Annotated in this window: 30 protein-coding genes, 1 tRNA gene and 1 pseudogene; 17 read left to right on the top strand and 15 right to left on the bottom strand. The window is 64.0% G+C overall.

What is annotated here, in order from left to right; translation table 11 throughout:
* Positions 1–20: 20 nt before the first annotated feature.
* On the bottom strand, positions 21–389 hold the full coding sequence (locus tag MKK49_RS16120; protein WP_244030171.1) for a hypothetical protein: 369 nt from the start codon (positions 387–389) through the stop codon (positions 21–23).
* 708 nt (positions 390–1,097) lie between these two features.
* On the opposite strand from MKK49_RS16120, the gene MKK49_RS16115 reads away from it, so the two are divergent.
* The 4 genes from MKK49_RS16115 to MKK49_RS16100 all read left to right on the top strand — a co-directional run bounded on the left by MKK49_RS16115 (position 1,098) and on the right by MKK49_RS16100 (position 4,672).
* On the top strand, positions 1,098–1,820 hold the full coding sequence (locus MKK49_RS16115; RefSeq protein WP_244030169.1) for an amino acid ABC transporter permease: 723 nt from the start codon (positions 1,098–1,100) through the stop codon (positions 1,818–1,820).
* Between the two features lie 41 nt (positions 1,821–1,861).
* Complete coding sequence (locus MKK49_RS16110; protein ID WP_244030167.1) at positions 1,862–2,554, top strand: amino acid ABC transporter permease; 693 nt, start codon at positions 1,862–1,864, stop codon at positions 2,552–2,554.
* Positions 2,555–2,644: 90 nt separating this feature from the next.
* Positions 2,645–3,373: an amino acid ABC transporter ATP-binding protein gene (locus MKK49_RS16105; RefSeq protein ID WP_056097442.1), complete on the top strand. Its 729-nt coding sequence runs from the start codon at positions 2,645–2,647 to the stop codon at positions 3,371–3,373.
* Positions 3,374–3,541: 168 nt separating this feature from the next.
* The gene (locus tag MKK49_RS16100; protein WP_244030165.1) at positions 3,542–4,672 is read left to right on the top strand and encodes a hypothetical protein; all 1,131 of its coding nucleotides are present in this window, start codon (positions 3,542–3,544) and stop codon (positions 4,670–4,672) included.
* Between the two features lie 455 nt (positions 4,673–5,127).
* Here the strand turns inward: MKK49_RS16100 and MKK49_RS16095 are convergent, their stop codons facing one another.
* Positions 5,128–6,165 carry a glycosyltransferase family 61 protein gene (locus MKK49_RS16095; protein WP_244030163.1) on the bottom strand — a complete coding sequence of 346 codons (1,038 nt, stop codon included), beginning with the start codon at positions 6,163–6,165 and terminating at the stop codon, positions 5,128–5,130.
* A gap of 163 nt (positions 6,166–6,328) precedes the next feature.
* Between MKK49_RS16095 and MKK49_RS16090 the strand changes: the two are divergent.
* A pseudogene (locus tag MKK49_RS16090) lies at positions 6,329–6,969 on the top strand (IS630 family transposase); the annotation flags it as partial.
* 42 nt (positions 6,970–7,011) lie between these two features.
* Here the strand turns inward: MKK49_RS16090 and MKK49_RS24820 are convergent.
* The 4 genes from MKK49_RS24820 to MKK49_RS16075 form a co-directional block, all read right to left on the bottom strand.
* Positions 7,012–7,242, bottom strand: coding sequence for a DUF6538 domain-containing protein (locus MKK49_RS24820; protein ID WP_409565089.1), 231 nt, complete (start codon positions 7,240–7,242; stop codon positions 7,012–7,014).
* A 99-nt stretch (positions 7,243–7,341) separates the two neighbouring features.
* Positions 7,342–7,431 (bottom strand) — tRNA-Ser (locus MKK49_RS16085).
* Positions 7,432–7,509: 78 nt separating this feature from the next.
* Positions 7,510–8,667, bottom strand: coding sequence for a tyrosine-type recombinase/integrase (locus MKK49_RS16080; protein ID WP_244030161.1), 1,158 nt, complete (start codon positions 8,665–8,667; stop codon positions 7,510–7,512).
* Positions 8,664–9,206 carry a hypothetical protein gene (locus MKK49_RS16075; RefSeq protein ID WP_244030159.1) on the bottom strand — a complete coding sequence of 181 codons (543 nt, stop codon included), beginning with the start codon at positions 9,204–9,206 and terminating at the stop codon, positions 8,664–8,666. The genes MKK49_RS16080 and MKK49_RS16075 overlap by 4 nt, the downstream gene beginning before the upstream one ends.
* A gap of 123 nt (positions 9,207–9,329) precedes the next feature.
* Between MKK49_RS16075 and MKK49_RS16070 the strand changes: the two genes are divergently transcribed.
* From MKK49_RS16070 to MKK49_RS16055, 4 genes are all read left to right on the top strand, one after another.
* Positions 9,330–9,542, top strand: coding sequence for a helix-turn-helix domain-containing protein (locus MKK49_RS16070; RefSeq protein ID WP_244030158.1), 213 nt, complete (start codon positions 9,330–9,332; stop codon positions 9,540–9,542).
* A 200-nt stretch (positions 9,543–9,742) separates the two neighbouring features.
* Positions 9,743–9,955, top strand: a complete 213-nt coding sequence (locus MKK49_RS16065) for a hypothetical protein (protein WP_244030156.1) — start codon at positions 9,743–9,745, stop codon at positions 9,953–9,955.
* A complete protein-coding gene (locus MKK49_RS16060) occupies positions 9,952–10,200 on the top strand; it encodes a hypothetical protein (protein ID WP_244030154.1) in 249 nt (82 codons plus the stop codon). The genes MKK49_RS16065 and MKK49_RS16060 overlap by 4 nt, the downstream gene beginning before the upstream one ends.
* Complete coding sequence (locus tag MKK49_RS16055) at positions 10,197–11,483, top strand: AAA family ATPase (RefSeq protein WP_244030152.1); 1,287 nt, start codon at positions 10,197–10,199, stop codon at positions 11,481–11,483. The genes MKK49_RS16060 and MKK49_RS16055 overlap by 4 nt, the downstream gene beginning before the upstream one ends.
* Before the next feature lie 211 nt (positions 11,484–11,694).
* On the opposite strand, the gene MKK49_RS16050 is transcribed toward MKK49_RS16055, so the two are convergent.
* Both MKK49_RS16050 and MKK49_RS16045 read right to left on the bottom strand, forming a co-directional pair.
* Entirely contained in the window at positions 11,695–11,916 is a 222-nt protein-coding gene (locus MKK49_RS16050; protein ID WP_244030150.1) for a hypothetical protein, read from the bottom strand.
* 117 nt (positions 11,917–12,033) lie between these two features.
* Positions 12,034–12,240 carry a hypothetical protein gene (locus MKK49_RS16045; protein WP_244030148.1) on the bottom strand — a complete coding sequence of 69 codons (207 nt, stop codon included), beginning with the start codon at positions 12,238–12,240 and terminating at the stop codon, positions 12,034–12,036.
* 255 nt (positions 12,241–12,495) lie between these two features.
* Between MKK49_RS16045 and MKK49_RS16040 the strand changes: the two genes are divergently transcribed.
* The 6 genes from MKK49_RS16040 to MKK49_RS16015 all read left to right on the top strand — a co-directional run bounded on the left by MKK49_RS16040 (position 12,496) and on the right by MKK49_RS16015 (position 18,023).
* On the top strand, positions 12,496–13,032 hold the full coding sequence (locus tag MKK49_RS16040) for a terminase small subunit (protein ID WP_244030147.1): 537 nt from the start codon (positions 12,496–12,498) through the stop codon (positions 13,030–13,032).
* A 214-nt stretch (positions 13,033–13,246) separates the two neighbouring features.
* Positions 13,247–13,561 (top strand): hypothetical protein, encoded by a 315-nt coding sequence (locus MKK49_RS16035; protein WP_244030145.1) that lies wholly within the window; start codon positions 13,247–13,249, stop codon positions 13,559–13,561.
* Between the two features lie 104 nt (positions 13,562–13,665).
* Entirely contained in the window at positions 13,666–14,433 is a 768-nt protein-coding gene (locus tag MKK49_RS16030; RefSeq protein ID WP_244030143.1) for a hypothetical protein, read from the top strand.
* 14 nt (positions 14,434–14,447) lie between these two features.
* A complete protein-coding gene (locus tag MKK49_RS16025) occupies positions 14,448–14,759 on the top strand; it encodes a hypothetical protein (RefSeq protein WP_244030141.1) in 312 nt (103 codons plus the stop codon).
* 235 nt (positions 14,760–14,994) lie between these two features.
* Entirely contained in the window at positions 14,995–15,204 is a 210-nt protein-coding gene (locus MKK49_RS16020) for a hypothetical protein (protein WP_244030139.1), read from the top strand.
* A gap of 53 nt (positions 15,205–15,257) precedes the next feature.
* The gene (locus MKK49_RS16015; RefSeq protein ID WP_244030138.1) at positions 15,258–18,023 is read left to right on the top strand and encodes a hypothetical protein; all 2,766 of its coding nucleotides are present in this window, start codon (positions 15,258–15,260) and stop codon (positions 18,021–18,023) included.
* On the opposite strand, the gene MKK49_RS16010 is transcribed toward MKK49_RS16015, so the two are convergent.
* Both MKK49_RS16010 and MKK49_RS16005 read right to left on the bottom strand, forming a co-directional pair.
* Entirely contained in the window at positions 18,020–18,355 is a 336-nt protein-coding gene (locus MKK49_RS16010; RefSeq protein ID WP_244030137.1) for a hypothetical protein, read from the bottom strand. The genes MKK49_RS16015 and MKK49_RS16010 overlap by 4 nt on opposite strands.
* Before the next feature lie 296 nt (positions 18,356–18,651).
* On the bottom strand, positions 18,652–18,957 hold the full coding sequence (locus MKK49_RS16005) for a hypothetical protein (protein WP_244030135.1): 306 nt from the start codon (positions 18,955–18,957) through the stop codon (positions 18,652–18,654).
* Between the two features lie 579 nt (positions 18,958–19,536).
* On the opposite strand from MKK49_RS16005, the gene MKK49_RS16000 reads away from it, so the two are divergent.
* Positions 19,537–19,965, top strand: a complete 429-nt coding sequence (locus MKK49_RS16000; RefSeq protein WP_244030134.1) for a hypothetical protein — start codon at positions 19,537–19,539, stop codon at positions 19,963–19,965.
* A gap of 221 nt (positions 19,966–20,186) precedes the next feature.
* Here the strand turns inward: MKK49_RS16000 and MKK49_RS15995 are convergent, their stop codons facing one another.
* Together MKK49_RS15995 and MKK49_RS15990 are read right to left on the bottom strand one after the other, a co-directional pair.
* On the bottom strand, positions 20,187–20,402 hold the full coding sequence (locus MKK49_RS15995) for a hypothetical protein (protein WP_244030132.1): 216 nt from the start codon (positions 20,400–20,402) through the stop codon (positions 20,187–20,189).
* 1,411 nt (positions 20,403–21,813) lie between these two features.
* The gene (locus MKK49_RS15990; RefSeq protein WP_244030130.1) at positions 21,814–21,954 is read right to left on the bottom strand and encodes a hypothetical protein; all 141 of its coding nucleotides are present in this window, start codon (positions 21,952–21,954) and stop codon (positions 21,814–21,816) included.
* Positions 21,955–22,583: 629 nt separating this feature from the next.
* Here MKK49_RS15990 and MKK49_RS15985 point away from each other — a divergent pair.
* The gene (locus tag MKK49_RS15985) at positions 22,584–22,871 is read left to right on the top strand and encodes a hypothetical protein (RefSeq protein WP_244030129.1); all 288 of its coding nucleotides are present in this window, start codon (positions 22,584–22,586) and stop codon (positions 22,869–22,871) included.
* A gap of 57 nt (positions 22,872–22,928) precedes the next feature.
* Here the strand turns inward: MKK49_RS15985 and rmf are convergent, their stop codons facing one another.
* From rmf to MKK49_RS15975, 3 genes are all read right to left on the bottom strand, one after another.
* A complete protein-coding gene (gene rmf / locus MKK49_RS24680) occupies positions 22,929–23,105 on the bottom strand; it encodes a ribosome modulation factor (RefSeq protein WP_313899174.1) in 177 nt (58 codons plus the stop codon).
* 89 nt (positions 23,106–23,194) lie between these two features.
* The gene (locus tag MKK49_RS15980) at positions 23,195–23,488 is read right to left on the bottom strand and encodes a hypothetical protein (RefSeq protein ID WP_244030127.1); all 294 of its coding nucleotides are present in this window, start codon (positions 23,486–23,488) and stop codon (positions 23,195–23,197) included.
* 38 nt (positions 23,489–23,526) lie between these two features.
* Positions 23,527–23,979: a Tellurite resistance protein TerB gene (locus tag MKK49_RS15975; RefSeq protein WP_244030125.1), complete on the bottom strand. Its 453-nt coding sequence runs from the start codon at positions 23,977–23,979 to the stop codon at positions 23,527–23,529.
* Positions 23,980–24,269: the final 290 nt, after the last annotated feature.

Raw genomic sequence — 24,269 nt, 5'->3', positions numbered from 1 at the left:
TTGACCGAGCGGAGGCCGTATCAGATGGGCCGGGACCCGCGGGCCGCGTCGTCGTCGGCCGCCAGGAAGCCGGCCAGAACCCGCGCTGGCGTCGTGTAGACGATCCGGAGCACCTTCGGCATCGGTCCGCAGCCGATGCAGACGGCGTAGTCCCACCGTTTCCAGATGCGGGTGTTGCGGGCGTCCACCGCCTGCTGCCGGGCCTGACCCAACCGGATCAGGCGCCGGGTCTCGGCCGCCTTCTCGTCGCTCGCCGGGTCCACCGGGCGGGAGGCGGGTGCGGGATGCGTCCGGGTGTCGTCCTGCGCGGCAGCGGAGGTCGGGACCGGAACAGCGAGAGACGAGACGGCGAGAGACAGCATAGCGAGAGGCGAGGCAGCAAGGCGCATCGGACGATCCTTCTCCTTCGGCGGGTATTCGCATCTTGTTACGACTACGATCCGAAGTTTCTCCAGGTTTCATCGGAACGTGATTTTTTCACTGCCTGCGCGAAAACTGTCTTTTGCAATCTTCGCGCGCCGGATGCTTGAGCCGCCCACCTGCCTGACCATCGTCCGGCCCCGGCCGGCCGGCTCATCCCGGGCCGAGGATCGTCCGCCGCCCGCGTCGGGAGGCGACATCGGGCCGCCGTCCACAACCGGCAGGCCCTCGCGCGTCGCACGAACCCTTGTCGCCCCCGCGGAAGTCAGCGAGGTTGCAACCGGGGCAACGCAGCCATGCGTGCACCCGACGGGGATCGACGCGGACGGAATGCGGGACACCAGCCAAGCAAGCGCCAAACGCGCGGGTCGAGCAAGCGCCGGGCGCGCGGGCCAAGGGAGCGCCGGGCGCGCCGGTCTTGGGCGAACGACGCCCGCGGACGGCCACGCTTTGGTCCGTTTGATGCTAGGCGGGTCCGTCCGGGCACGCCCGGGCCTCGCCGAACCGTCTCCCACCGCCATCCCTGCCCCTCCGGACATGCCTGCCCGCGTCACGGACGCCCCCCGCGCGACGCCCGGCGTCGCGCGCCACCGGTGGACCGGGCGGGCCGGGCGAGCCGGCATGAAGATCGACGCGATTGATGGGGCCGCCGCCCCACCCACAAGGAAGACGATGCGATGAACTACAACTGGAACTGGAGCATCTTCTTCGAGGCGTCGCCCGAGGGCACCGGCACCTACGCCGACATGCTGCTGTCGGGACTGGCCTGGACGATCGTCACGGCCCTGTGCTCCTGGGTCATCGCGTTCCTCCTCGGCTCCCTCATCGGCGTGATGCGGACCCTGCCGAGCCGGACCGCCAACGCCGTCGGCACGGCCTATGTCGAGCTGTTCCGCAACATCCCCCTGCTGGTGCAGATGTTCCTCTGGTACTTCGTGCTGCCCGAGGTGCTGCCGGAAGAGTGGGGCTCCTGGCTCAAGCAGCTTCCCAACGCGCCGTTCTACACCGCCGTGCTGTGCCTCGGCTTCTTCACGGCCTCCCGCGTGGCCGAGCAGGTCCGCGCCGGAATCCAGTCGCTGCCGCGGGGCCAGAAGATGGCCGGCACGGCCTTGGGCCTCACGGTGGGGCAGACTTACCGCCACGTGCTCCTGCCCAACGCCTACCGCATCATCCTGCCGCCCCTGACCTCCGAATTCCTGAACAACCTCAAGAACACCTCCGTGGCCCTGACCATCGGCCTGCTCGAGCTCACGGCCCGCGCCCGCGCCATGCAGGAATTCTCGTTCCAGGTGTTCGAGGCCTTCACCGCCGCCACAATCCTCTACGTCCTCATCAACGTCGGAGTGATCTTCATCTCGTCCTGGATCGAGCGCCGCGTCGCCGTCCCGGGCAGCCGCTGAGGGTGCCATCCTCGCCTTCGCCCCATCAGAGGTAGCCTCCCATGCTCACCAATTTCGATTTCTCCGTCATCACCAGCTCCCTGCCGTACCTCTTCTTCGAGGGCATGCGCTTCACCCTGACCCTGACGGCCCTCGCGGCCGTCGGCGGCATCGTGCTCGGCACGTTCATCGCGATGATGCGGCTCTCGGGGCTCCCGGTGATTCCCCTGGTGGCCAAGGGCTACGTCAACCTGTTCCGGTCCCTGCCCCTCGTGCTGGTGATCTTCTGGTTCTACTTCCTGGTGCCGTATCTCGGCCAATGGGTGACGGGCGCCGATCGCCCGATGACCGTGGGGGCCTTCACCTCGTCGCTCGTGACCTTCACCCTGTTCGAGGCGGCCTACTTCTCCGAGATCATGCGCGCGGGCATCCAGTCGATCCCCAAGGGGCAGGCGGCGGCGGCCTCGGCGCTCGGCATGACCTACTGGACGTCCATGCGGACGGTGATCCTGCCGCAGGTCTTCCGCAACATGACCCCGATCCTGCTCACCCAGACCATCGTGCTGTTCCAGGATACGTCGCTCGTCTACGTGCTCTCGATCACCGACTTCCTGGGCGCGGCCTCGAAGATCGCCCAGCGCGATGGACGTCTCGTGGAAATGTATCTCTTCGCGGCGGTCGTCTACTTCGCGGTGTGCTTCGCGGCTTCGCTGGCGGTGCGTCAGTTGCAGAAGAAGATCGCCATCATCCGCTGACCGCCCGTCCCTTCACAATCTTCCATCGAGGATCGCCCCATGCGCGCCCCCCTGAACACAGCGTCGGCCCCGTCCGTGACCACCGGCCCGATGATCACCATGACCAACGTCAGCAAATGGTACGGCGACTTCAAGGTCCTGACCGATTGCACCACCGCCGTGAACAAGGGTGAGGTCGTCGTCGTCTGCGGGCCGTCGGGCTCGGGCAAATCGACCCTCATCAAGTGCGTCAACGCCCTGGAGCCGTTCCAGGAGGGTCAGGTGGTGGTGGACGGGACCCCCGTGCGCGACAAGCGCACCAACCTGCCGAAGCTCCGCGCCCGGGTCGGGATGGTGTTCCAGCATTTCGAGCTGTTCCCGCACCTCTCCATCGCCGAGAACCTCACGCTCGCCCAGGTCATGGTGCTGGGACGCGACCGCGGGGCCGCCCTCGACAGCGGCATGACGCTGCTGGACCGCGTCGGGCTCTCGGCCCATGCCAAGAAGTTCCCCGGCCAGCTCTCCGGCGGCCAGCAGCAGCGCGTCGCCATCGCCCGGGCGCTCGCCATGAACCCCATCGTGATGCTGTTCGACGAGCCGACCTCGGCGCTGGACCCCGAGATGGTCGGCGAAGTCCTCGACGTCATGGTCCAGCTCGCCCGCGAGGGCATGACCATGATGTGCGTGACCCACGAGATGGGTTTCGCCCGCAAAGTCGCCAACCGGGTGATCTTCATGGACAAGGGCGAGATCGTCGAGGACGCCACCAAGGACGATTTCTTCGGCAACGCCCGTTCGGAGCGCGCCCAGAACTTCCTCTCGAAGATCCTGCAGCATTGAGGGCCCGGCCCCGGCGGCCGGGCGCCGGCGGCGCCCGATGCGCGGGAATGGGCCGCCAGCCCCGGTGCCCTTGACCGGCGCGGCGTTCTGGGGCCGGCTCGACGGACGCGCCGGCGCCGGGCCGGCGCCTTTCGGGTGGGGCGCATGGGCGGACGAACCGCTTCCCGCATGAGATCGCTGCTGGCGTGGGGCGGTCTCGCCCTCGCGGCGGGCCTCCTCGCGGGCACCGGCGCCGAGCTCCTGCCGCGGGCGCATCTCGCCTGGCGGCTCCTCGGCGCAGCCGACGATCCGCCCGCCCTGGCGCGCCTGCGCCTCGAGGCCGTGGCGACGCCCGACCGCGTGGCCGACGCGATCGACGCGGCGGTGGCGGCGCAGGACGACACCCTGGCGCAAAGCTTCCTCGAGCTCGCGGACGGGCGCGGCATCCCCGTGGACGCCGCCCGGCGCGCCCGGGTCGCCGCCCTGGGGGAGGGCGCCCCCCTCCGCGCGGCGCGGGCCTTCGCCGACGGCGCCCTCACGGGGCAGGCCGACAGCGGGGTCGGCCTCGCCGGCGCCTTCGCGGCGGACCTGACCGGCCTCGGCGACCTGCGCGCCCTCGCGCGGGAGGGCGGGCATCTCCTGCGCGACGAGCCCCACGATCCGATCGTGCTCGGACTGGCGGGCGTCGGGCTGGCGGCGACGGCGGCGACCTACGCGGGCGGCCTCGGCGCCGTGGCGCGGGGCGGCGCGACCCTGCTCAAGACGGCCCACCGATCGGGGCGCCTCTCGCGTCCCCTCGCCACCCATCTCGCCCGGCTGGCGCGGGAGAGCGTCGATCCGGGCGCCGTGCGCGCCCTGGCGCTCGCCGCCGGCCGCCTCGACCTCGCCGGGGCCCGCACCGCCGCGCGGGCCGGCCTGCGCACGGGCGCCGTCGCCGAACTGACGGCGCTCGGCGGCCAAGCCTACGCCCTGCAGGGGCGGATGGGGACGCGCGGCGTCCTGCAGGTCCTGTCGCTGGCGCGGTCCCCGGCCGAGGTCAGCCGCGCGGTTCGCCTGGCGGAGGGCATGGGGCCCGCGACGCGGGCGGTCCTCAAGCTGCTCGATCGCGCCGCCCTGGTGATCGGCGCCGTGCTGATGGAGCTGGTGCGAACGGTCGGGCTGGCGCTCGGCTGGTGCTGGGGCGTCACCCTGTTCTGCCGCCGCCTGGGCCTCGCGATCGGCCGCCTGATCTGGGCCGAGCCGCGCCGGGCCCGAACGCCGTGCGGCGCAGGGATCGGGCACCGGGCGCCATCCCCCCTCGCCACGGCCGCGGGCGCCTGATCGGACGAAGACGATCCCGATTCTGCGGGAGACGCAAGGGGGCTGGGCACGGGATGGCGGCCTGCGTGTCGAGGCCGGCCCGACACCGGGGGCACGCGTCCGACTGCTTCTCCCGAGTCCCTTCGCGGTCCTGCGATGCGCGCGAGGACCTCGTTCATGACCGCTCGCAGGAACGCTTGGAACGATGGCCGCTCGGAACGGAAGTGACCTTGCCCGAGTCCGACGCGTGTGCCTGGCGGACCCGACATCCGCCCACGCAACCGCGTCGCCGGAGAATGGGCTGCTCCCCCAAAGGGTTCGACAACGCTGGGAAAACCGCGCATGTCCGCGGTTCGGAAACCTCGCGGGCCGCGCCCAACGATGATGAGCACTACGGCTACGCCATAGCCCTCTAAGGCCGCAACACGCTTGCGGGCGTTCGGCGGAGATTGGCGGCCGGCAGACCGACGCTGAGACTACTGTGAACGCGCAAGTGCCAGCATGTCGCGAGCGGCTTGCTGCGGATTAAGGAGCCGACGCGCTGGCCCGCCGCCGATCGTCTCTCCTTCACAGTAGACGAAAATTGTGCGTGAGCCATTGGCAGCGTCGATCATACCGGCATTTGAAGAATAGCACTGCGGCTTGTCGATGAGGCTTATCATCACCTGATCGGAGCGAGGCCGAACAAATACGGACGTATGCATCGCCGAACCGCACTGACCGATGATGCAGCGCGTCGAACGGAAAAGCGCAATCTGCTCAGCTATGGGCAACTGTTCTGGTGAGACCACGGAAACGCCCTCTGCCTCCATGTAGTCCGTGATCTCAGTCTCGTTGAGCAGTCCTTGACTGCTATGAAAATGTTGCGCCTTTGATAGATAGACGATGTTACGCGGTCTCGGTTGCTCCAGACCCTTCGTCAGCCGATCGCCGACGGTGTTCATAGTCTGCGCATAGACTTTGTGGATGAGGTTGCGCTCGACCATGGCCGGGTGGGCGACTATCAACTCACGGATGCGAACCGGCTTTTCAAAATGGGCGAAATCCTCTTGCGAGACGCCGACCGCGCCGAATAACGGCCGGAAGAACGAATAGTGCTTAAACCAGTGAAACGGAGGCCCCTCGGAATGGCCGAGAAGCGGTACGCGGTTCAAATTGATTTCGGAAAGAGCCCACGCACGGGCCATGCTTGAACAGAGAAAGTGCCCATAATGGTTGATTAGATTGCCGACGTAGAAGTATTGCTGAGTCGGTGCGTAGGAAATATTACTTATTTCATGCAAACATATTTCGTTCTGCCCGCTTATCTCAAAATTAGGCAAATAACTAAACGCGGCGCCGGGGACCAAATTACCATCCTGGTCATAGACGCCCCAATGGTGATTGGCCCAAAAACTACCCCCATGCTCAGAGGAGAGGCGCATGGGTGCGAAAACGCAGTCCTTATAAACCTCAATCTTTGGGTTTTCAATCAGAAGTGGGGTCGTCTCGTCTTGGACGGTAACAATCTGCATTTGATACTCCGAGCCGCTGACCCGCGGCGACCAAGAGATGCCATTGGGAAACAGAGCACACAACCAGAAACCGGGCTACCTCATGCCAATCGGCGATGATGGGGACGCACGGGTTATTCGGTGCGGCCGTCGTGATTCGATGGGGCGGACCGGAGGGTTTGCCGTGTCGGCTTGCGTGCCGCTGCGTAATGACTTCAGCGCCGACGACCTGCGTCGGCGGGCCCGGGCGAGCCGGGATGCCGGCCGGAGCCGTCGGCTGTTGGCGCTGGCGACGATCGACGAGGGCACCAGCCGCATGCACGCGGCGCGGAGCGGGGCCGTGAGCCTACAGACGGTGCGCGATCGAGTTCTGGCGTTCGACGCCGCTGGACCGGACGGTCTGATCGACCGCAAGGCGCCCGGCCAGAGGCCGAAGCTGGATGCGGCCCGGCGACAGGCGCTGGCACAGGTGATCGAGGAAGGGCCGGATCCGGACCGGCACGGCGTCGTGCGCTGGCGGCCGAAGGATCCGGCCGCCTGGGTCTACGCCAGCTTCGGGGTGAGCCTCGACGAGAGCACGGTGGGCCGCACGGTCGAGGCGCTCGGCTTTGCCAAGCTGTCGGCGCGCCCGCGCATCACGAGCAGGATCCGGCCGTTTTGGCGGCGTTCAAAAAGGCCTGCCCACGGCCGTAAACGCGATCCGCGCGGGCCGGACCGCCTGGAACAGCCATCGAGATGTGGTGGCAGGATGAGGCCCGGACCGGCCGGAAGAACACCCTGCCGCGCCGATGGGCACGCCGTGGCAGCCGCCCGTCGGCCCCAAGGCGTGATCCTGGCTTCGATAATCGGAGCACCGTTGCAAGCCGGTCAGTCCAGCCGCCCAGGCCAGTCTCCAACCGTCTGAGACGATCTGCGCGCCGATCCAATCCAGAGCACAGCCAGCGCAATCCACCGTCGCCCGCGCGCAACGGTCTCACTATCCGTGTCGAGAGCCCTGATGAGATGCTTCTGGCCGACCGCCGCAACGAGATGGGCGGGCACCCGCACCCGCACGTACCAGCGTCCCCGACGACGTTGCGGGTATTCCGCCTGGTGCACTGCTGACCTCGCCCCTGAACGGCCTCGGTGACATGGTGTCACCGAGGAGGCTGGGAGCGAAGACTAAAAACCGTCTTCTGACAGTGGTTTATAGGTATCTGGCGGAAGGGGTGGGATTCGAACCCACGGTGGAGTTGCCCCCACGGCGGTTTTCAAGACCGCTGCCTTAAACCACTCGGCCACCCTTCCAAACCCTTGCAGGAATTGGAGATTTTCCCCTCAGACTTAGGCGGGGAAATCGCCTTCTGCTACCGCTTTGCTACCCAATCAACCGGCGGCCTTCTCTATGGCCGCGCGCAGGGCAGCGTCAACCTTCGCAGCAGCGTCCTCCTGCATCCCCGGCAGCACGTGGGAGTAGAGATCCAACGTGATGCCGACGCTCGAATGCCCGAGGCGCTCCTGCGCGATCTTCGGATGGATACCACTCGCCAGCAGCTGTGTCGCGTGGCTGTGCCGAAGATCGTGGAAGCGGACGCGGGGCAGGGCGGTCGAAAGCGCCAGGATCCGCGTGAACTCGTGGGTGAGGCTGTTGGGCTGGACTGGCGCGCCGTCAGCCTGGGCGAACACGTAGGTGTCGTCCGTCAAGCGCACCCCGATCCTCAGAAGCTCCTCGGCCTGCCGAAGGCGATGCAGGCGCAGCTCCTCAAGGGCGTACGAGGGGAGGGCGACCCGACGCGACCGGCCGCTCTTGGTCTCTTTCGAGCGCGTGCCGGCGCGGGTCTGCTCGGTGCTCTCGACGATGGCGAGCTGCCCGGCAGCGAAGTCCACAGCTCGCCAGCGCATGGCCGTTACCTCCCCTCGGCGCAAGCCGCAGAGCGCGCCGAGCAGGACGGGCACGAACATCCGAGTCGGCCGGAAGTGGGCGAGCAGGATGACCGTCTCGTGGGCATCGAACGCCCGCATCTTCGCGCGCTCGACCTTCGGCGGATCGACGACGTCGGCCGGGTTATGCGCAAGAATGCGCCACTTCACAGCCTGGCCCAGCGCTTGGCGCAGGATGCGGTGCATGTGGTGGACGGTGCGCGGGGCCAGACCTCCCTTGCCGTCACGACGCCCGCTCACGAGGGCCTTGGTGTAGGCCGCGGAGATCTGCTCCGGCCGCAGCTTCGTCAGGACGGCACTGCCCAAGAGGGGCACGACGTTCTTCCTGGCGAGCTCGGTGTAGCGCTCGTGGGTGCGGGGCGAGACCTGCGAGCGAATGTGGTCGAGCCATCGGTCGATGAAGGCCGCCAGGGTCTCCTTGCCGGGCTCGACGTAGTCCCCGCCCTGCATCTCGGTGATGAGGCGGGCGCACTCCTTCTGCGCCGTCCGCTTCGTACCGGTGAACGAGTGCCACTTGCGGCGGCGCTTGCCGGTGTCCGGGTCCCGAAGGTCCAGGATGATGGCCCATTTGCCGGGCGAGCGCTCGCGGATGTGGCCTTTCATTTTGGCTTCTCTTGTTTCAGGCGCCGCGCCATCTCGGCTCCAGCTCGATACTCGGCCATCTGGGCAGCCATCTCGGGGACAACCCGTTCAGCTTCCTTGGTCGCTTCTTCCGCATTCAACCCGAGGGCCTGCATCACTCCAGTACGGCTCAGAAATGCCCAGACCGACGGATCAGGGTTCTTTTCGATCAGGTCCTCGAATCGCGAGCCGGCCGCGGCCAGTATGGTCGTGATTGCAGCCAAATGAACTGCCGAGTTCGAGTGCTTCAGATCAGAAGTGGTGGCACCAAGGATCGAATAGAGCGCCTTCATAAGAGCGGTGTTTGAGTCGCCGTAGATCTGAAGCGCCACAGCCTTCCTATCGAAACTGAGCTGCATCCGGTGCTCAATTTCTTCGCTCACCGAGCGCCCAGACTCCTGCGCAGCGGTCTCGAGCTGCGCCCGTAGGCTGCCACGGGTGCGGAACGTGAGGTTCCCGGACTTCCGCTCCTCCTCCGGTATCGAAGGCCGTCCACGGCGTTTCGCTTCACCCTCTGCCATCAGATCTCATCCTCGCTCAATAAGTGCACGTTATATCGCGTGCACTCTCTTGACAAGGCGTACCAAGCCCGTCCATCTATTAAGCACGCAAATGCGCGTGCTTTTAATTCAGGAGATCGCGACATGGCATCGGGACCGGCGGACGGCACCAAGCGTAGGACCATGAGTGTCGAGGAAGCAGGACGACAGCTCGGCCTCAGCCGAAACTCTGCCTATCAGGCAGCGGGGAGGGGAGAGATCCCGACGATCAAGATTGGACGGCGACTGCTTGTCCCCATCGTGGCGCTCGAACGCCTTATCGATCCGTCCGCGAGCATTCCGCAGGGGGATGCTTGAGCCATGAAGAAACCCGCGCATCGCGGGGCGACGGCGGGTCTCTCGAATGCTTTCCGGCAAGTCAGCGTTGAGAGATATGCCTCAGAGCCCTCGACCCTTCAAGCTGAAAAACTTGCTCGCCGCTTCGGTTTGAGCCCGGCCGTTGCCGCCCAGGTTGCCGAGCTGGCCTTCGCGGTCTCCGATACTTGGGGGAGCCGCGCATGAGCGCCTCCCCCTCAATCGCCCACGGCACACCCGAGGCCCTGCGCGAGTTCGTGCAGGAATGCCTGCACATGACGGCGTTCTATGCCGGCATGGGCGTGGACTATGCGGCGGCCGGTGATGATGCCGGCCTGCGCTATTCCACCCGCTGCGCCGCGGCGGCCATGCGACAGGCCCTCTCCGTCATGAAGATGCTGGAGGGGCAGCGATGAGCACCTCCGCACGGATCTGCGTGACCTGCCGAAGCTTCTGCCCGGCCGGCACGTACAAGGAAGTTCAGGAGAAGACGAACGGATCTCGGGTCATCCTGGAAAAGCTGAAGGGTGAATGTCGAGCCCGCCCGCCGAGCATCGATGCCGATGGCTACTCGACCATTACCACCGGCGTCTGGCCGACGGTCCCGGGTGACGAGTGGTGCGGAGAATGGGCGCCCCGTGGCGCCGGAGGTGCCGCATGACGCCCTTCACCCTCGACGAGCCCGTCTATCACGACCGTTTCGGCGACGGTGTCGTGCGCTCGTCGACGGGGCACAACGTCGAGGTCGAGTTCCCGGGGCTCGGCATCACCAAAACGATCCTGTCGGCCTTCCTGAGCCGGCGTGCGCTGAAGGCGCTTGGCCGAGCCCCCGACGGGAAACCCGTCGAGCTCAACACAGTCTGCGGTGCCGAGCTTCACGCCCGGCCCATCCCGGTTCGCGAGTTCCACGTGCCGGGTCTCATCCCAGCCAGGACCGTGACGATGATCGGCGGGGACGGCGGCGTCGGCAAAAGCCTGCTCGCCAAGCAACTGGCATGCTCGACGGCGCTGGGATGTGAATGGATCGGGCACCAAGTCGAGCCGGGCCGAGCTCTCTACCTCAGCGCTGAGGACGACCTCGACGAGGTGCATCGCCGGCTGGCCGACATCGTTAGGGGCTACGGCTGCGAACTGCGTGACCTGTCGGACCTGCGCATCGCGCCCCTGGCCGGCGAGGATGCGGTCCTGGCGGCGCCGGCCGGCCGAACCAACATCCTGACAGCGACGCCCCTCTGGCAGGCCCTGGAGACGATGGTGGCCGACTTCCGGCCCCGACTCGTTGTGCTCGACACGCTGGCCGACCTATTCGGCGGTCAGGAGAACGAACGGATCCAGGCGAGGCAGTTCATCGGCCTGCTGCGCGGACTGGCCATCAAGCAGGACACCACCATCGTCCTGCTCGCCCACCCTAGCCAATCGGGCATGGCCAGCGGCTCGGGGACGTCGGGCTCGACCAGCTGGAATAACTCCGTCCGGAGCCGGCTCTACCTGGAGCGGGCGCTGCTCGCCGACGAACGCGGCCGTATGGCCATCGAGGCCGATCCAGACCTCCGCATCCTGTCGACGAAGAAGGCGAACTACGCGAACGTCGGTGGGCAGTTCCGGGTGCGCTGGCGGGAGGGGATGTTCTGGCCAGAGGATGCCGGGCCGAGCACGGCCTTCGACAAGGCGTCCAGCGCTCTGCAAGCCGACTACACGTTCATGAGCCTGCTGGCGGATTACACGCAGCAGGGCCGGCATGTGAGCGCGACGCCCTCGGCGAACTTCGCGCCCAGCGTCTTCGCCAAAGACCCGGCCTCGCGGGGGCTGAGTAAGGCGGTCCTGGCCGCCGCGATGAACCGGCTTTTCACGCTCAACAGGATCACGGTCGAGGAATTCGGGCCGTTGTCACGCCGTCTAAAGCGGATCGTTCAGACGCCTTCAGAAGGAGGTGATGATGATTAATAACCTTCAGACGCCCTTCAGACGGTCTTTAGTCCTACAATTTTGGGCTTCAGACGCCTTTCAGACGGTCTTCATACCGGCTTCAAACGCCCTTCAGACGCCTTCACACCTACACCCCTTCCCTTACAGGGAAGGGGGCCTGGAGGGCCCCCACCCTGATCGGGAAGGGTACGCGCTCGAAAAACTGAGGCGCTTCGGCGAGGCGGCCAGCTCAGCCCACCAGCCAATGGAGGGCGAGCATTGCCACCGCACCGACGATGGCGATGCCGAGCAGCGTGACGCTGCTGACCTGATCGACCTTGTCGACGGTGTTCCCGACCCGGTGCTCGGATTTCATCGAGGTGCTCTCGGCGCCTGCGCGATTGGCGCTGGCGTTGACGACATTGTTCGTCGGCCGGCCTGCATCGGCGGCGGGGTAGGTGCTGACGGTCACGGATATCTCCTGTGTGATCAGCAGGGGCAACGTCCGGCGCGCGGCAGATATCGGGGCGTGGGGTGCGACTCGATCGCGGTCCCACACCATCCACCTATGGCTGAAGGAGAGTTGCCGTCAGGTCATCGTCCAGTTGAAGGCGAGCATCCCCACGGCTCCGATGACCGTCAGGCCGAGCAGCATCGTCGTGATGAACTGAACGCCTTTGCCCTCGGCGTCGTGCTCCAGCTCTGCCTCTGGCCTGTCGGATCCAGTGCGATCGGTATCGGTATCGCGGAGCCGGGTTGTCGGTCGGCTGGCATTGGTAAACGGGCGAAGGGTCATGGATCCTGTTGGGTCGTGCCTGGTGGGGATGTGCAACGCACCACGAGCCAATGCGATCGAACACAAGGGCGCGACACGATCGCGGGGCGGCATGCCACTCAGTGGATAGAGCCCCGATACAGCGGATAGCTACCTCCCCTGCAGTCCCAGGGTCCTTGGTAGGCCCCGCCGACCCTGAGGGTCAGCGCGAGTGCAGTAGGTCACCAGCTACCAACTTTGAAATTCCCTTTTTATGTTTATGCCCGGAGCTCAAAGATGGCTCAGATCGTCAATCGCAAACAGGCCGCAAGTTATTGTGGTGTAAGCCTTCCTACCTTCGACGTGTGGATCCAGAGGGGGTGCCCCTTCGTCCGGCGCGGAAGTAAAGGAAAAGAATGGAAATTCGACCTTGGGGCGGTAACAGCTTGGCGTGACCGCTACTGCGCCAAGCCAAGGGAAGTCGTCGCCCACGGCACCGTGATGGAGCTCGACACTGCCGAGCAGGCCGCGGTGATCCGGGCGGTGGGCCACCTCATCGCGCAGGTCGGCACCATCGCCGTCGATGCCGCGATGGAGGCAGGGGCATCTATCGAGACGGCCTACGTCCTGGAGCAAACCGTCACCACTCGCCTCGGCGACGCAGCTGAGGCCCATCTGGCTAGCGCCAAGATCCAGCCCGTCGACCTGGTCGAGACGTTCTGTGCCGCTGGCATGGAGGTCGATTTCGGGGCACTCGCCGCAGCGCACGGCAAGTCCTTCGATGAAGACGCCTGCGAGGCCTACCTTCACGCCCACACCCGGGGGCAGGCATGAGCCGCAACCAGCCCCCCGAACCCATTGAGCCCATCAACTTGCGGGAGGAGCACCAGGGGCTCACCCGCCCGAAAGCCTACGCCGAAGAACGTGTTCACGGTCATGAGCCAGGGTTTCACAGCCCCAATGACGGGAAGATCTACTGTGAGCCGGGTGGGGAAGAAGGATGGGTCAGGCGCCCCGCCGATTCTGTTCAACGACTCAGGTCAGGCTCATGAGCGACCTCAGCGCTTCGCGCTTATCCGACCCAACGCTCGTTGCCCTCATGGCAGATCTTGCCGACGCGCATGAGCGCCTGCGCCTATATCTCGCGAGTTGCGAGCGGCTTCCCGATGGAGCGCGCGGCGACGACATGGCATGGCCGGAAAATCCCGGGCACCCAAGTCTCATGTCGGTTCGAGAAGCGGCGGAACGCGCGGGCCGAGACGATGACACCATTCGTCGTTGGTGTGTCGCCGATGGAATCGGCAAGCAATACGGCTCACGTTGGCGCGTATGCATTCGAAGGCTTGCGGCAAAAATCGGATAATTCCGCAGTAAACTTGCGCAATGCGGTTTTTGCGGGAAATGCGTGCTTGCACGTGCGGTTTTAAATCGCTCGAATAGCCTTTAGAAATAGGGGCACATACTGCGATGCTGCTTAGGACACCCAAGCACCAGAAGGTAAAGGCTACCGATGCCGGTGAGGCGGTCGAGGAACTTCGCCGCGATCTGGCGAAAGCCGAGAGCGAGCGAGCAGATGCTGTTCGCGTGCGCCATGATCTCGAGGAGCGGCGTTCCGAAGTGGTGGACGGCGGCGATGTGAATACCCTCGAAGAGCATGATCGCGCCATCGAGAACGCGAAGCGCCGGATCGACGTGGCTGAGAGTGCGCACGCCCGGCTGACCTTGGCAGTTCAGGCCGCCGAGTGGGCAACGGAGCAGGCCCGGCGCCAGGCGATCTATGACGCCGGCACGAGCGCCATGGCGCAGGCCCGTACCATGATCGCCACGGAATACCTGCCGGCCGCGCGTGCCCTCGCTGAGATCGTGAGAGCGGCGGTAGATCTTCGCGACAAGGCAGCGAAGGCGAACGATGAGCTTCCAGAGGGCGTCGAGCCGATCAGCCTCATGGCTGAGCCGGCGTTCAACGGGCGGCACTATGCCGGCAGCCCAGATCTCACTGAAGAGCGCGTCTACTTCGTGAATAAAGCGACAGGCGAGCGCGCTGGTCGTTTCGATGCTCCCGAGATGCACGCCAACCAGGGACGGTGGGAACGGCGCACGGAGGTCGTTCCGCGGGACGCTCCCGCAGTCCCGGCCGAGCCGCACAAGTCGGTGGTCGATTACCTCAACCTGCCCGGCCTCACGCCCGACGGCTACATCTATGCGGCGCCGTTTTGGGGTCGCCCCCGTACCTAGAAGCGAGATGGACCATGATTTCGAACAAGTCCCTGCGAGCGTTTCAGGATCTCGCGCCGATCACCGCGGAACGGGAGCGCACCCGTATCCGGGCCGAGATTGATGCGGAGATGGACGCCACGCTGGCCGAGGGTGCGGCGCGCCGGGAGGCCGAGGCGGGCCGCGCCATTGCGTTGCGTGACACCCGACAGGCGAAGGCCCGTGCGCACATCGCCGAACAGGAGCGCCTGATCGCTGAGGACGCGACGGCGGAGCACGAACGACGCGCAGCAATCCGTGCCGAGGTCGAACGCGACGTGCGCGCCTGGGAGCGTCGGGTCACCTGAGGCGACATGGAATTGCGCGGCTAACCCGAAAGGGCCTCCACCGCGCCGTTGAGGGCGAACCGGTCAGCCCAATAGCGACAAGCCGGCCTGTCTGAAGCTCGATCCATCGCCATGGGGGGCGGACGACCCAAAGGCCAGCAAGACCGATCCCGCTTCCCAAGCCGGCGGGAACACAGAGAGCCGCAGTGGTGGATCAAGCCGCTGCGGCTCGTCTCACCGCTGAGGAAAAATTATCATGGCGACCGAACCAAAGAAGACCGAGCCCGCGCCCGACCCGACGCCTACCGAGATCGACAAGGCGGTCTGGAAGCCCCCAATCGACCCGGGCGATGCCGGCGGCGTCGGCAATGGGGGCGAGCGCAAGATTGCGCCGGACACCCTGCACGAGGCTATCGATGACGTGACGGCCTTCGAGGAAGCGGTGCGCCTAGCTGGGCGGCCGTAGCCCACGCCTCGAGCGCGCGATGCGGGATACCGAACTGGAGAGGGGTGACGTAAATGTCTGAAGCCGATTCCCTCAGAATGGTGGCCGAAGTTGTAGACAAATTTTCGTCTCCACTTCGCAACCTCCGCAACATGCTTCAGGGCATGTCGAAGGACGGCGGCGCCCATACCAAGGTGCTGTCCGACGGCCTGAACAAGGTCGAGGGCGCGGCGAAGTCGGCCGCCCAGACGGCCACCACGGTGCTCAACCCGGCGCTCGCCACCATCGGCGTGACCGGGCTTGGCGTGACGGCTGCCCTGGCCGGCATTCAGGCCGCCGTTCGCAACTTCACCACGAACGCCTCCGGCCTCGGCCAGCTCGGCCGGGATACCGGCATCGCCGCCCAGCAGCTGCGCGACGTGCAGTCGATCCTCGGCAAGGTCGGGGTGGACGCCGGATCGTCGGCCTCGGGTATCCAGGCGTTTGCCGAGAGCATGCGGCAGGCCCGGGCCGGCATCGGTCCGATCATGGAATTCCTGCGCACGCAGGGGAAGACCACCGAGGGGCGCGCCTACTTCAATCGGTTGGCCGATGACCTGATGCGGTCGAAGGACAACGGCGAGGCCCTGTCCAAAGCCCTGAAGGGCCTGGAAGGGATCGAGGACCCGGCCGGCCGGCGCGTCTACGCCGAGCAGGTGCTGCGCATGGGCGACGCCGCGCGCCTCGCTGAGAAGCACCGCGGCACCATTGACGAGCAGCTGGCCAAGGCCGGCAAAGAAGCCGGTCCGCTCACCCCGGAGATGGTCCAGAGCGCAGAAAATTACGACAAGGCGATGAGCGGTCTCGCCGCCACAATGAGGAAGATCGGCACCGCGATCGCAATGGAGCTTGAGGGCCCGCTGGCGAAGGTCGCGGTCACCATGAAGAGCTTCTTAGACGACGAGCGTAAGGGCACCACCCCTGCCATTGTCCAGACCATCCGTGATGCCGTTGCCTACATCGAATCCATCGACTGGAACGGCGCGTTCGCCCATCTTCGTGAGGGCTTCGGCGAGGTCAAAACCGAGCTCGGCGGGGCCTTCAAGCAGATCCGCGACCTCATGGCCGAGTTCGGCGCGAAGGGCAACGGCGATGCGGTCTCAAGCGTATTCAAGGAGATCGGCGCCGCGGCCAACGACACGGCACGAGCGATCCGTGCGGTGGCTCTCTCCATCGGTGTTTTGAAGGATCTGAAGAACCTCGACTTCACCGAGGCCGGCAAGAAACTAGCCGAGATTGACCGCGCCACGGATGCCAGCGTCGGCAAGCGCAGCAACGCCCAGCCGTCGAAGCCGACGGACGCGCAGACCGAAACGATGCTCGGCATCATCACCGGAGGGAAACCCGAGGATGCAGCCAAGGCTCAGCGCGAAGCGGAGGCCCACCGTCGGGAGCAGGGCAAGCTCATCGACGAGATGCGGCGCCTGCGCGAGGCCCTGCCGGACAAGAAGCCGGGCGAGGCCACGGTGCAGCAGCAGTCGTTCGATGCGGCCGCTCCGCTTGGCGGCCTGATCCAGAAGGCGTCCTTTGGCGGCATGGGCGCCATGGCTCGTGTCGGTAACAGCATGGCAGCCATCCAGGGTGGCGGTCGAGGCTTGGATGCCCAGGGCGACCCCCAAGTCATGGATCGGTTCCGGGCCTACCGTGAAAACCGGGGCATCCAGAGCGATGTGCCTAGAGCAATGCGCGGTGTCGGGCGGGCCCTTGGTGAGGTCGGGCGCGAGCGGCAAGAACGGTGGGGCGGAGGCGGTCTGCCCGGCGACCTACCGCGCCGTTTTTCAGGCCGCCCAGACGATACCCGAGGCGTCGTGCAATCCGGCCCCTTCCCGAACCGCAATTTCGGCGGCGGCAAGTTCAATGTCCTGTCCGGCATGCCGCCCCTCGGGATCAGCCGCGGTGGGCCGGCGGATAGGGTGGGCCGGGCCTTGCGCGGCGAGCCGTCGGCAGAAATCGGGCCTTTGCAGGGCGCAAACCCTGGCGACTACAAGGACGTGCTGGACCACATCGCGCGATCCGAGGGTACGGCCAACCGGCCCGGCGGCGGCTACGATACATCCCTGGCGCTTGGGAAATTCCTGCCGGGTGGCAAGGAGCAGAACTTGACCGGCAAGACGCTGGACGAGATCGACACGCTCCAGACCGGCATGCTGAACCATCCGCAGAACGGCTTCAATTCCAGCGCCATCGGCCGGTATCAGGTTGTCCGGACTACCCTTCGCCGGATGCGTCGAAAGCTCGGCCTCAACGGCGACGACCTGTATGACGAGAAGCTACAGGATCGCATCGGCGCCGAGCTGGCGCGCGCGCGCGGCGCGGATCCGACCGGCCTCAAGAACGAATGGGCCTCGCTCGTCGGAGACAAGAACCGGCGCGCCGTCGAGCTGATGCAGCGCGTGCCCCGCGGCGCCTCAACCGTACCCCAGGACCGTCCTGCCCCGGCGCAGCGCGAGAGGGCTGACGGCGAAGGCTTCGCCGCACGTCAGCGTGCCATGCGGTCATTCGAGCAAGGCGAGGCCGTGCAGGGCGCCGAGAGCTTCGCGGAAGCATACAAGCGCCGGCAGGCCGCCGCTGATAAGCAGCGCATCGACTTCGAGGGCGACGGCGGCAAGAGCCTGATGGCGAAGGCGTCCCGATCGGCGATGCTCAACGGCGGCGGGACGAACGTTCGCGGCGACGTGTCGGTCATTGTGAACAAGCCCGGGCCCGACACGAAGGTCAGCACCTCGGCGAGCGGCAACCTGTTCCGCGACGTGAAGCTCAATCGCGGGGCTACGATGGCTGAAGCGAGCAAGGAGAACTAACAGCCCGCGCGGCAGCGGACCGAGTCCACCATCGGCGAGGTCTCGCCAAAGGTGCCGACTTCTACGAGCTGGTCTCGACGCCGCCATGTGAAGACGCACCGCGCGAGGCCGGTCCCTGAGCAGAAGAACATCTCGGGACGGCCGGTGCAGCGCTCATCTTCCTGCTCGCAGGTCGCGGCGCCTTCAAGGCGGATCGGCTCCCAGCCCAGTCCCTTGAGGCTCGCCCGGGCGTCCTCGTAGGGCGTCCGCTTGGGGAAGGTCGGCAAACGCTCAGCGGCCTCCACCGGAGCGGCTAGGACGACAATGGCGAGGGCGATCAGGGCAGGGCGCATCCCGGCAAGATAGCCGCCGGGGTGCGGTTGTCGAGATTGAGGCAAGCGCTACATCGCTGATATGCCAAACCTCAACGCTCTGCTTGACCGCCTGAAGGCGCGCCAGCGCGACCTCATTATGCAGGCGGCGCAATCTAACATACTGCCACCGGACGGCATGCTTCGGCAGATCGCGGACCTAGAGAATGCGATCGCGGCCGTGGAGGCAGTGGCGGAGGAGGAGCGAGGCTCCTAGGCGCCGAAGAACGCTTGTCGAAGCCAGCACCGCGTGCCCGAGCGTGCTAGCTGCGAAGGCCTCAAGCGATGCTCCGCCCACTCTGGCTCGTTAAAGGAGGCGTGTACGGAGGCGCCGCATCGGCCTGCGACCGCTCAGCCTCCGCTGCTAGGCGTATCTCATCCTCAATCGCATCATCGACGGCGTGGATCTGCTCCTGAAGCTCCAAGAGCCTCTCCCCGAAACCTGACCCATCGGATGGCTTGAAGTGCTGCCCCGCCGAGTTTTTGCGGAACTGAGTGCACTCAATGGCCACCTCTCTGCGCTTCGCAACGAGCGCGCTGCGGAGGGTAGCCAGATGCTCGAGGTGGGTCTGATCGTCAGCCATGGTGCCCCTTCGGCGAAGCTGGAATGCCTCTGCCGCGGGGTAGGATAGATGCTGGGGTGCGGTTGTCGAGATTGCCTCAATAGGAAGAAGGCCGGGTTCGGACCGACCTTTTCCTAGTTCCGTTTAGCGCTCGCTAACCGGTCCGACCGGGATCCGGAAGGCCCGCTTTCCATAGTTCCGGGCCCAGAGCACAGTCCCGTTAGGAAGTGTGATGAACGGACGGAAGATGAATTGCTGGCCCTCAGCGGGCGGCTTGGGGGTATCAGCCATGGTGAAATCCTTACATTCCATGGTTGACCGAGAGCCGCCGCGGACCTAGATATTCCCTTCCCCAAGCGAACATCCGAGGGCCGGCGACGGCCCCCGATCGGTTGCAGTGAACCTTGTGGTTCACCGTGCGCGCCCTGCCTTCACAGGCGGGGCGTTTGCGCATGGGCATCAATTAGAGTCGTCCCACCTGGATTGCAACCCCAGGAGTGGATTCCATTAACCATTTCGAGTGGTTTGTGTTACGCTTCCACAGGCATCACGCTAGAGTGGGGCATCGGGGTCGTGAATTTCCACGTTGGAGGCCGCGCCATGGACGACGCGACCTATAAGAACCAGCTCAAGCGCAAGGGGGAGCTCCTTGTCGAACTCAAGGCCGTGGAAGAGTATCTCCGGGCATACGAAAACCTGATGAGAATCAGCGCTAATCGAGGTGCCACTCCTCAGGATACCGCGGTTGAAACGCCGAGCACGCCTAAGCGTCGAGAGCGAAACATCATCGCGCCAGCACGCCTCGCCAAGCTTGCCCGCGATGAGATCGTGTCGCGAGGGAAACCCATGACCCGCGGTGAATTAGTCGACGCGTTTGATGCGGCAGGAATCCCACTCGCTGGCAGCGACAAGGCCAAGAATATTGGCACGATCATGTGGCGCTTCCGCGATGAATTCCTGAACGTACCTGGCCAGGGGTATTGGCCGAAGGATGTACCGAACGACGCGATCGAAGGCGCTGGTCGCTAGCGTCTTGTACGGCCGCACCCCAGCCCCTTTGCCATTCTGATGAATGCAGAGAGAACCAGCCTCGCTCTTTCGCCCATGAACTGGCTTCAGCGGCCAAGCAGGGCCGGATGCCCCATCCTCGGCATCGCCGCCGTCATCACCGACCTGATCGACGATTCGACTGAGCGCGGCGGGAAGTGACCACTTCCGGTTGGGAAGCGCTGTCGTCAGCCCTTGGCCGGCTAAGATTTCACCGGCTGGGCGGCGACATCCTTCGCCGCCACATCGTTGGCATCCCGCGCCAGTCGCTCAGCCTTCAGGCGAACGATTTGGTCGTCGCGTGCCGTCTCTCGCACCCTTACCTCTTCCCAGACTTGTCCTGCGGTATCGGCCCTCTCGGCCGCCTTGGCAGCGCGGGTGTCAGCGCGATCCTGGCTGCCGCTCTTGTCCTGGGCCATTGGGGATCCTGTTATGGCTAAAAGCCCGTGCCGATACGACGCCGCCGCTCGTCTCTAACGCACGCTTTCAGCATGACGATGCCGTTGCAGCTGAACATCATTTTTCGCCCGCGGAACATTGGATGCAACCGGCATTCAGTTTTTCGCTGGAGCAGCTTAGTCCTAATATTTGACCACGTCACGTCGACAATAAATTTATGCGGCGGCCATCATATGATGGTTTTGAAAAATCGAACTCATGCAAAAGGTCTCGATAGTCGAGGGCCTAATTTTTTCTAGCCGAGCATTCCCTTACGGCAGCCCTTAATTGGGAGGAGGACATGCGATGCGTCTCCCGAAATCAAAGATTTTACCAATGAGTGTTGACTGGCCAGTTGTAGAAATCATCTCGTTCGCACTGGCTCCATTCCTGCTATTTGGGGCCGGTTGTTTAATTTGGGCATGATCAGATAATACCGTCATATGACGACATGTTAGCAATAAAAGCGGGTAGAATCTATTTCGAGCGACGGGGTGACCCCCTATCTGCGCTTCTTGTCCCTCCTAGGACCCGACCTTCACCCGCCCGGAGCAATCCGAGGCGGGTCTTTTGTTGCGTCGGCATGAAATACAAATTTTTAATCGACTATCTTCGGCTGCACTGCGCAACTTTTTTCATTATAATCGCGTATTAATCCAGAGAAACTACAGATTGTCCCTTGAGGATTTCAAATGCGCGTCATTTGTTTAGTTTTCGCTGCATCGGTCAGTCTCGCAACGCCAGCCTTAAGCCAGGGAAAACCTCAGCCGCGACTGCCCACTTCTCGACTATCGGATCTGACAAGTGACGAGAAGGCAGCCGAAATCAAAAGACTCATTGAGATCGCTCAGGCTAGGCAGCTAGCGGTCGATGAGCGCAACACCCGGATCTGGCGTCGCTGGGATTATGCCGTTTGCATCGGATGCGGACCGGTCCCGAAAGGAATGCGGATCGTCTATACGACGCCAGCGCGCGTGCTGGCTGGCGTCATAGCGGCGGATGACGATGCTCGGAACTCAGCGCGTCGGCTCTGAGTGGGTACGACACTCCATTTCGCCCAGAAGGGTAAGACACGCACGCGACGCCCGCTCAGCTGCTTGGCGAACGCGAGGCTACGCGCAACAGGCAGTTAGATTTCGCTCGTCTCAACGGCGATCGCCGCGTTACCGAGCCAAGCTATCACAGCCTCAAGCGACTTGAAGGAGTGCTCAACCTCGCTGAAGGGCGTGGGCCTTCGGTCTGGCAGGATCTCTTCGAACAGCTCGGCAATCCAGCTCTAAGGCCAGCCCGAGGGAGTGACGTTGCGAACGACGCCGCCGATGATCTCTCCATCATGCGCGAGATCGTAGCTGCCAGGTGCGAGCTGATGGAGGGTGTAGCGCATGGCCGCTATCACTCGGTTGTCGGCTTCGAATTCTTCGCGGCAGCAGCCTCCTCGACATCTCGTGCGAGCCGCTGTGTCTTCAACCGCGCGGTCTTCTCGTCGGTGATGGCCTTCTGAACTTCGACCTCGCTCCAAACCTGCTCGGCCATATCCGCTCGCTCTGACTCTTTGGCAGCCCTGGTTTCAGCACGGTCCCGACTTCCAATCTTGCCAGGGGGCATGGGTGATCCTTCAGATAGGGGGGGCAGAAAAACGAGTGCCGCCGGAAACCAATTTGGTTCCGTGAACGTACCTACCGCCTCCGTGGGCATTCGAACCTGGGCCAGGAGATGAAGCTGAGGATCGAGAGGGGTCTGCGTACTTTCCACAAGTCATAAGCATGGCGAACTCTGATATCAAATATGAGCCCGCCACCTTTGGCAAATTCGGAAATCGCTCGAATCATGAACCGCATTCGTCGCTTGCTTTGTACGCAACCGGAAGGCAGAGCCGACACAAAACGGAAGTACCCCAATAATCAAATCGCACCCATGAAAAACTTTTTTTATTTATGCTTTGTCGGATTAATACTAGCTGTCATAGTCAGCCTGATAGCGTACTTTGCCGTGGGCATTATGGTCTAGTAACCAACGTCTCGCGGTGGTGAGCTATTATTTCGAGAAAGACCATTGGTGCGACAATTTGATGCTTATGTGATTTATTCGGAGATATATTTTAACGAAAGCCTACTCTAAACAGCCCACGACCCAATCACAGGATTGTGAAAGGCTGCGGACCGATGTCCTATTTTGTTGTTGCGGTGCTGGGCGCAGTCAGTGGCACGTTCCTGTCATGGTGGCTTCTGCTGCCTATTGTGATGACCATAGCTCTAGCTATTGGCATTTCTGGAGCCATCAACCATCTTGATGCGACAGATGTATTGCTAAGAACAATTTACTTATCCGGCGTTCTTGAAATTAGCTGGCTTATGAGCATATTTTGTGCGGCTTTTTTGAAAAACGATCGAGATAACAGTTCAATTACAAAAATAAAAGTCGATCATAGCAAGAATAATCAGCCGGACTGACGAAGGCTAAACTTCATAGCGATAGCGGCGATGCTTCTATTTCCTGGCGCGTTCCGCTCACCCCAATCGGGGATCTGGGCCATCATTGCGGGGCGTTCCATCGTACCCCTCCATCCATGACGCGCGTTTCTCACTATCGCGAGGGTAGGGGCAAGAATCTTTCGGCCGACCATGGATTCGGGCCTGGGCACCTTCCTCGATGGGGTCCGGATGGGAATGCTGGGTTTGGGCCATGGCGGTGCCTCCGCATTCAAATGTGCAGGATCAACTGCACCAAAATGAAACGTGATCCCGCGGCATATCAAGCATTCTCAGCCCTTCGTTCACTGGAACGGCCGGAGCGCGCGAGCCAGCCGTCCGGGCTCTGCAGCAGCCTCTGGCTCGGGCCCTTCGGCTGCCAGCATAATCTGCCCAAGGAGAGACGGCAGTTCCTTGCCGTGCTCCTTCAGCAGCAGGCCGGCGTCGAGCAGCGAGCGGATGTCATCATCTCGAACTGGGCGCTTCATGATCTGAGCGTCCAGCACTCGATCTGCGAGGAGCGTCGCGAGCCGAGAGACCTCAGCGAGGCGGCTGGTTGGGTCGGGGATGATTGCAACCGTTATCGGGCTTTCGCTCATCTCGATACGCCTCCCGGCGCGATAGCCTTGCCTGCGGATTATGGGGCGAGGGTCGGCTTGACGTGAGCGAGCCGGAGCAGGGCGTCCTTGTCGACAGACAAGGCGGTCGCGATCTCGTTCAAGGCTCTATGCTCGACCTCACTGATTCCCTCGTAGTCGGCGGCATCAGACGCGATGAGGAACACGCTGTTCCGCTGGTCGATGGACCGGTCGGCGATGGCGGCCACGCGGCTCAGATTGTCAACGCGGCCGACGCGAGTCCGCGCGCGTGCGATGCCGTCGAACAGCTCGGCCTCCAGCATCAGGGTATCGTAGCCCTTCTCGATGATGGGATTGGCTTTCATGGCCGCCAAGGCGACCTCTACCTCCTCCTCATCGACCTCGCTGTCGGCGACGATGACGTTCGCCGCGGCCGACACTGCAGCATGCATCAGCGTCTTATCGCCGACGTAGGCCGTGACACTCTGGATGAGGTTCTGGAAAATGCCCATCTTGGACTCCTAGGGACGGATCACTTGAGGGACCGCGCGGTGGCAACGCTCAAGGCAGCTATAGGTCGCGGTTCGATTTATTCGCAATAGAAACCCTGGTTTCTCGCAGCTCGCACGGCGGTGGGCATTTCCTGCAAATTCAATTAATCGCGAGCCGAAACACCGTTCAGAACGTTGAAGTCTGCTTCAACCATGTGGCGGCAGATTTCTGCGGCGTGATGGCAGCACGAAAGGTACCATTATGCGCAGATCGCTGATCGCCACTGCAAGCCTGATGGCATTGGGAGCCA

Origin of the sequence: Methylobacterium sp. J-090 (genome assembly GCF_022829345.1) — a bacterium.
Taxonomy (GTDB): domain Bacteria; phylum Pseudomonadota; class Alphaproteobacteria; order Rhizobiales; family Beijerinckiaceae; genus Methylobacterium.
The sequence above is the reverse complement of the archived record's forward strand: the minus strand, read 5'-3'. Positions and strand labels throughout refer to the sequence as shown.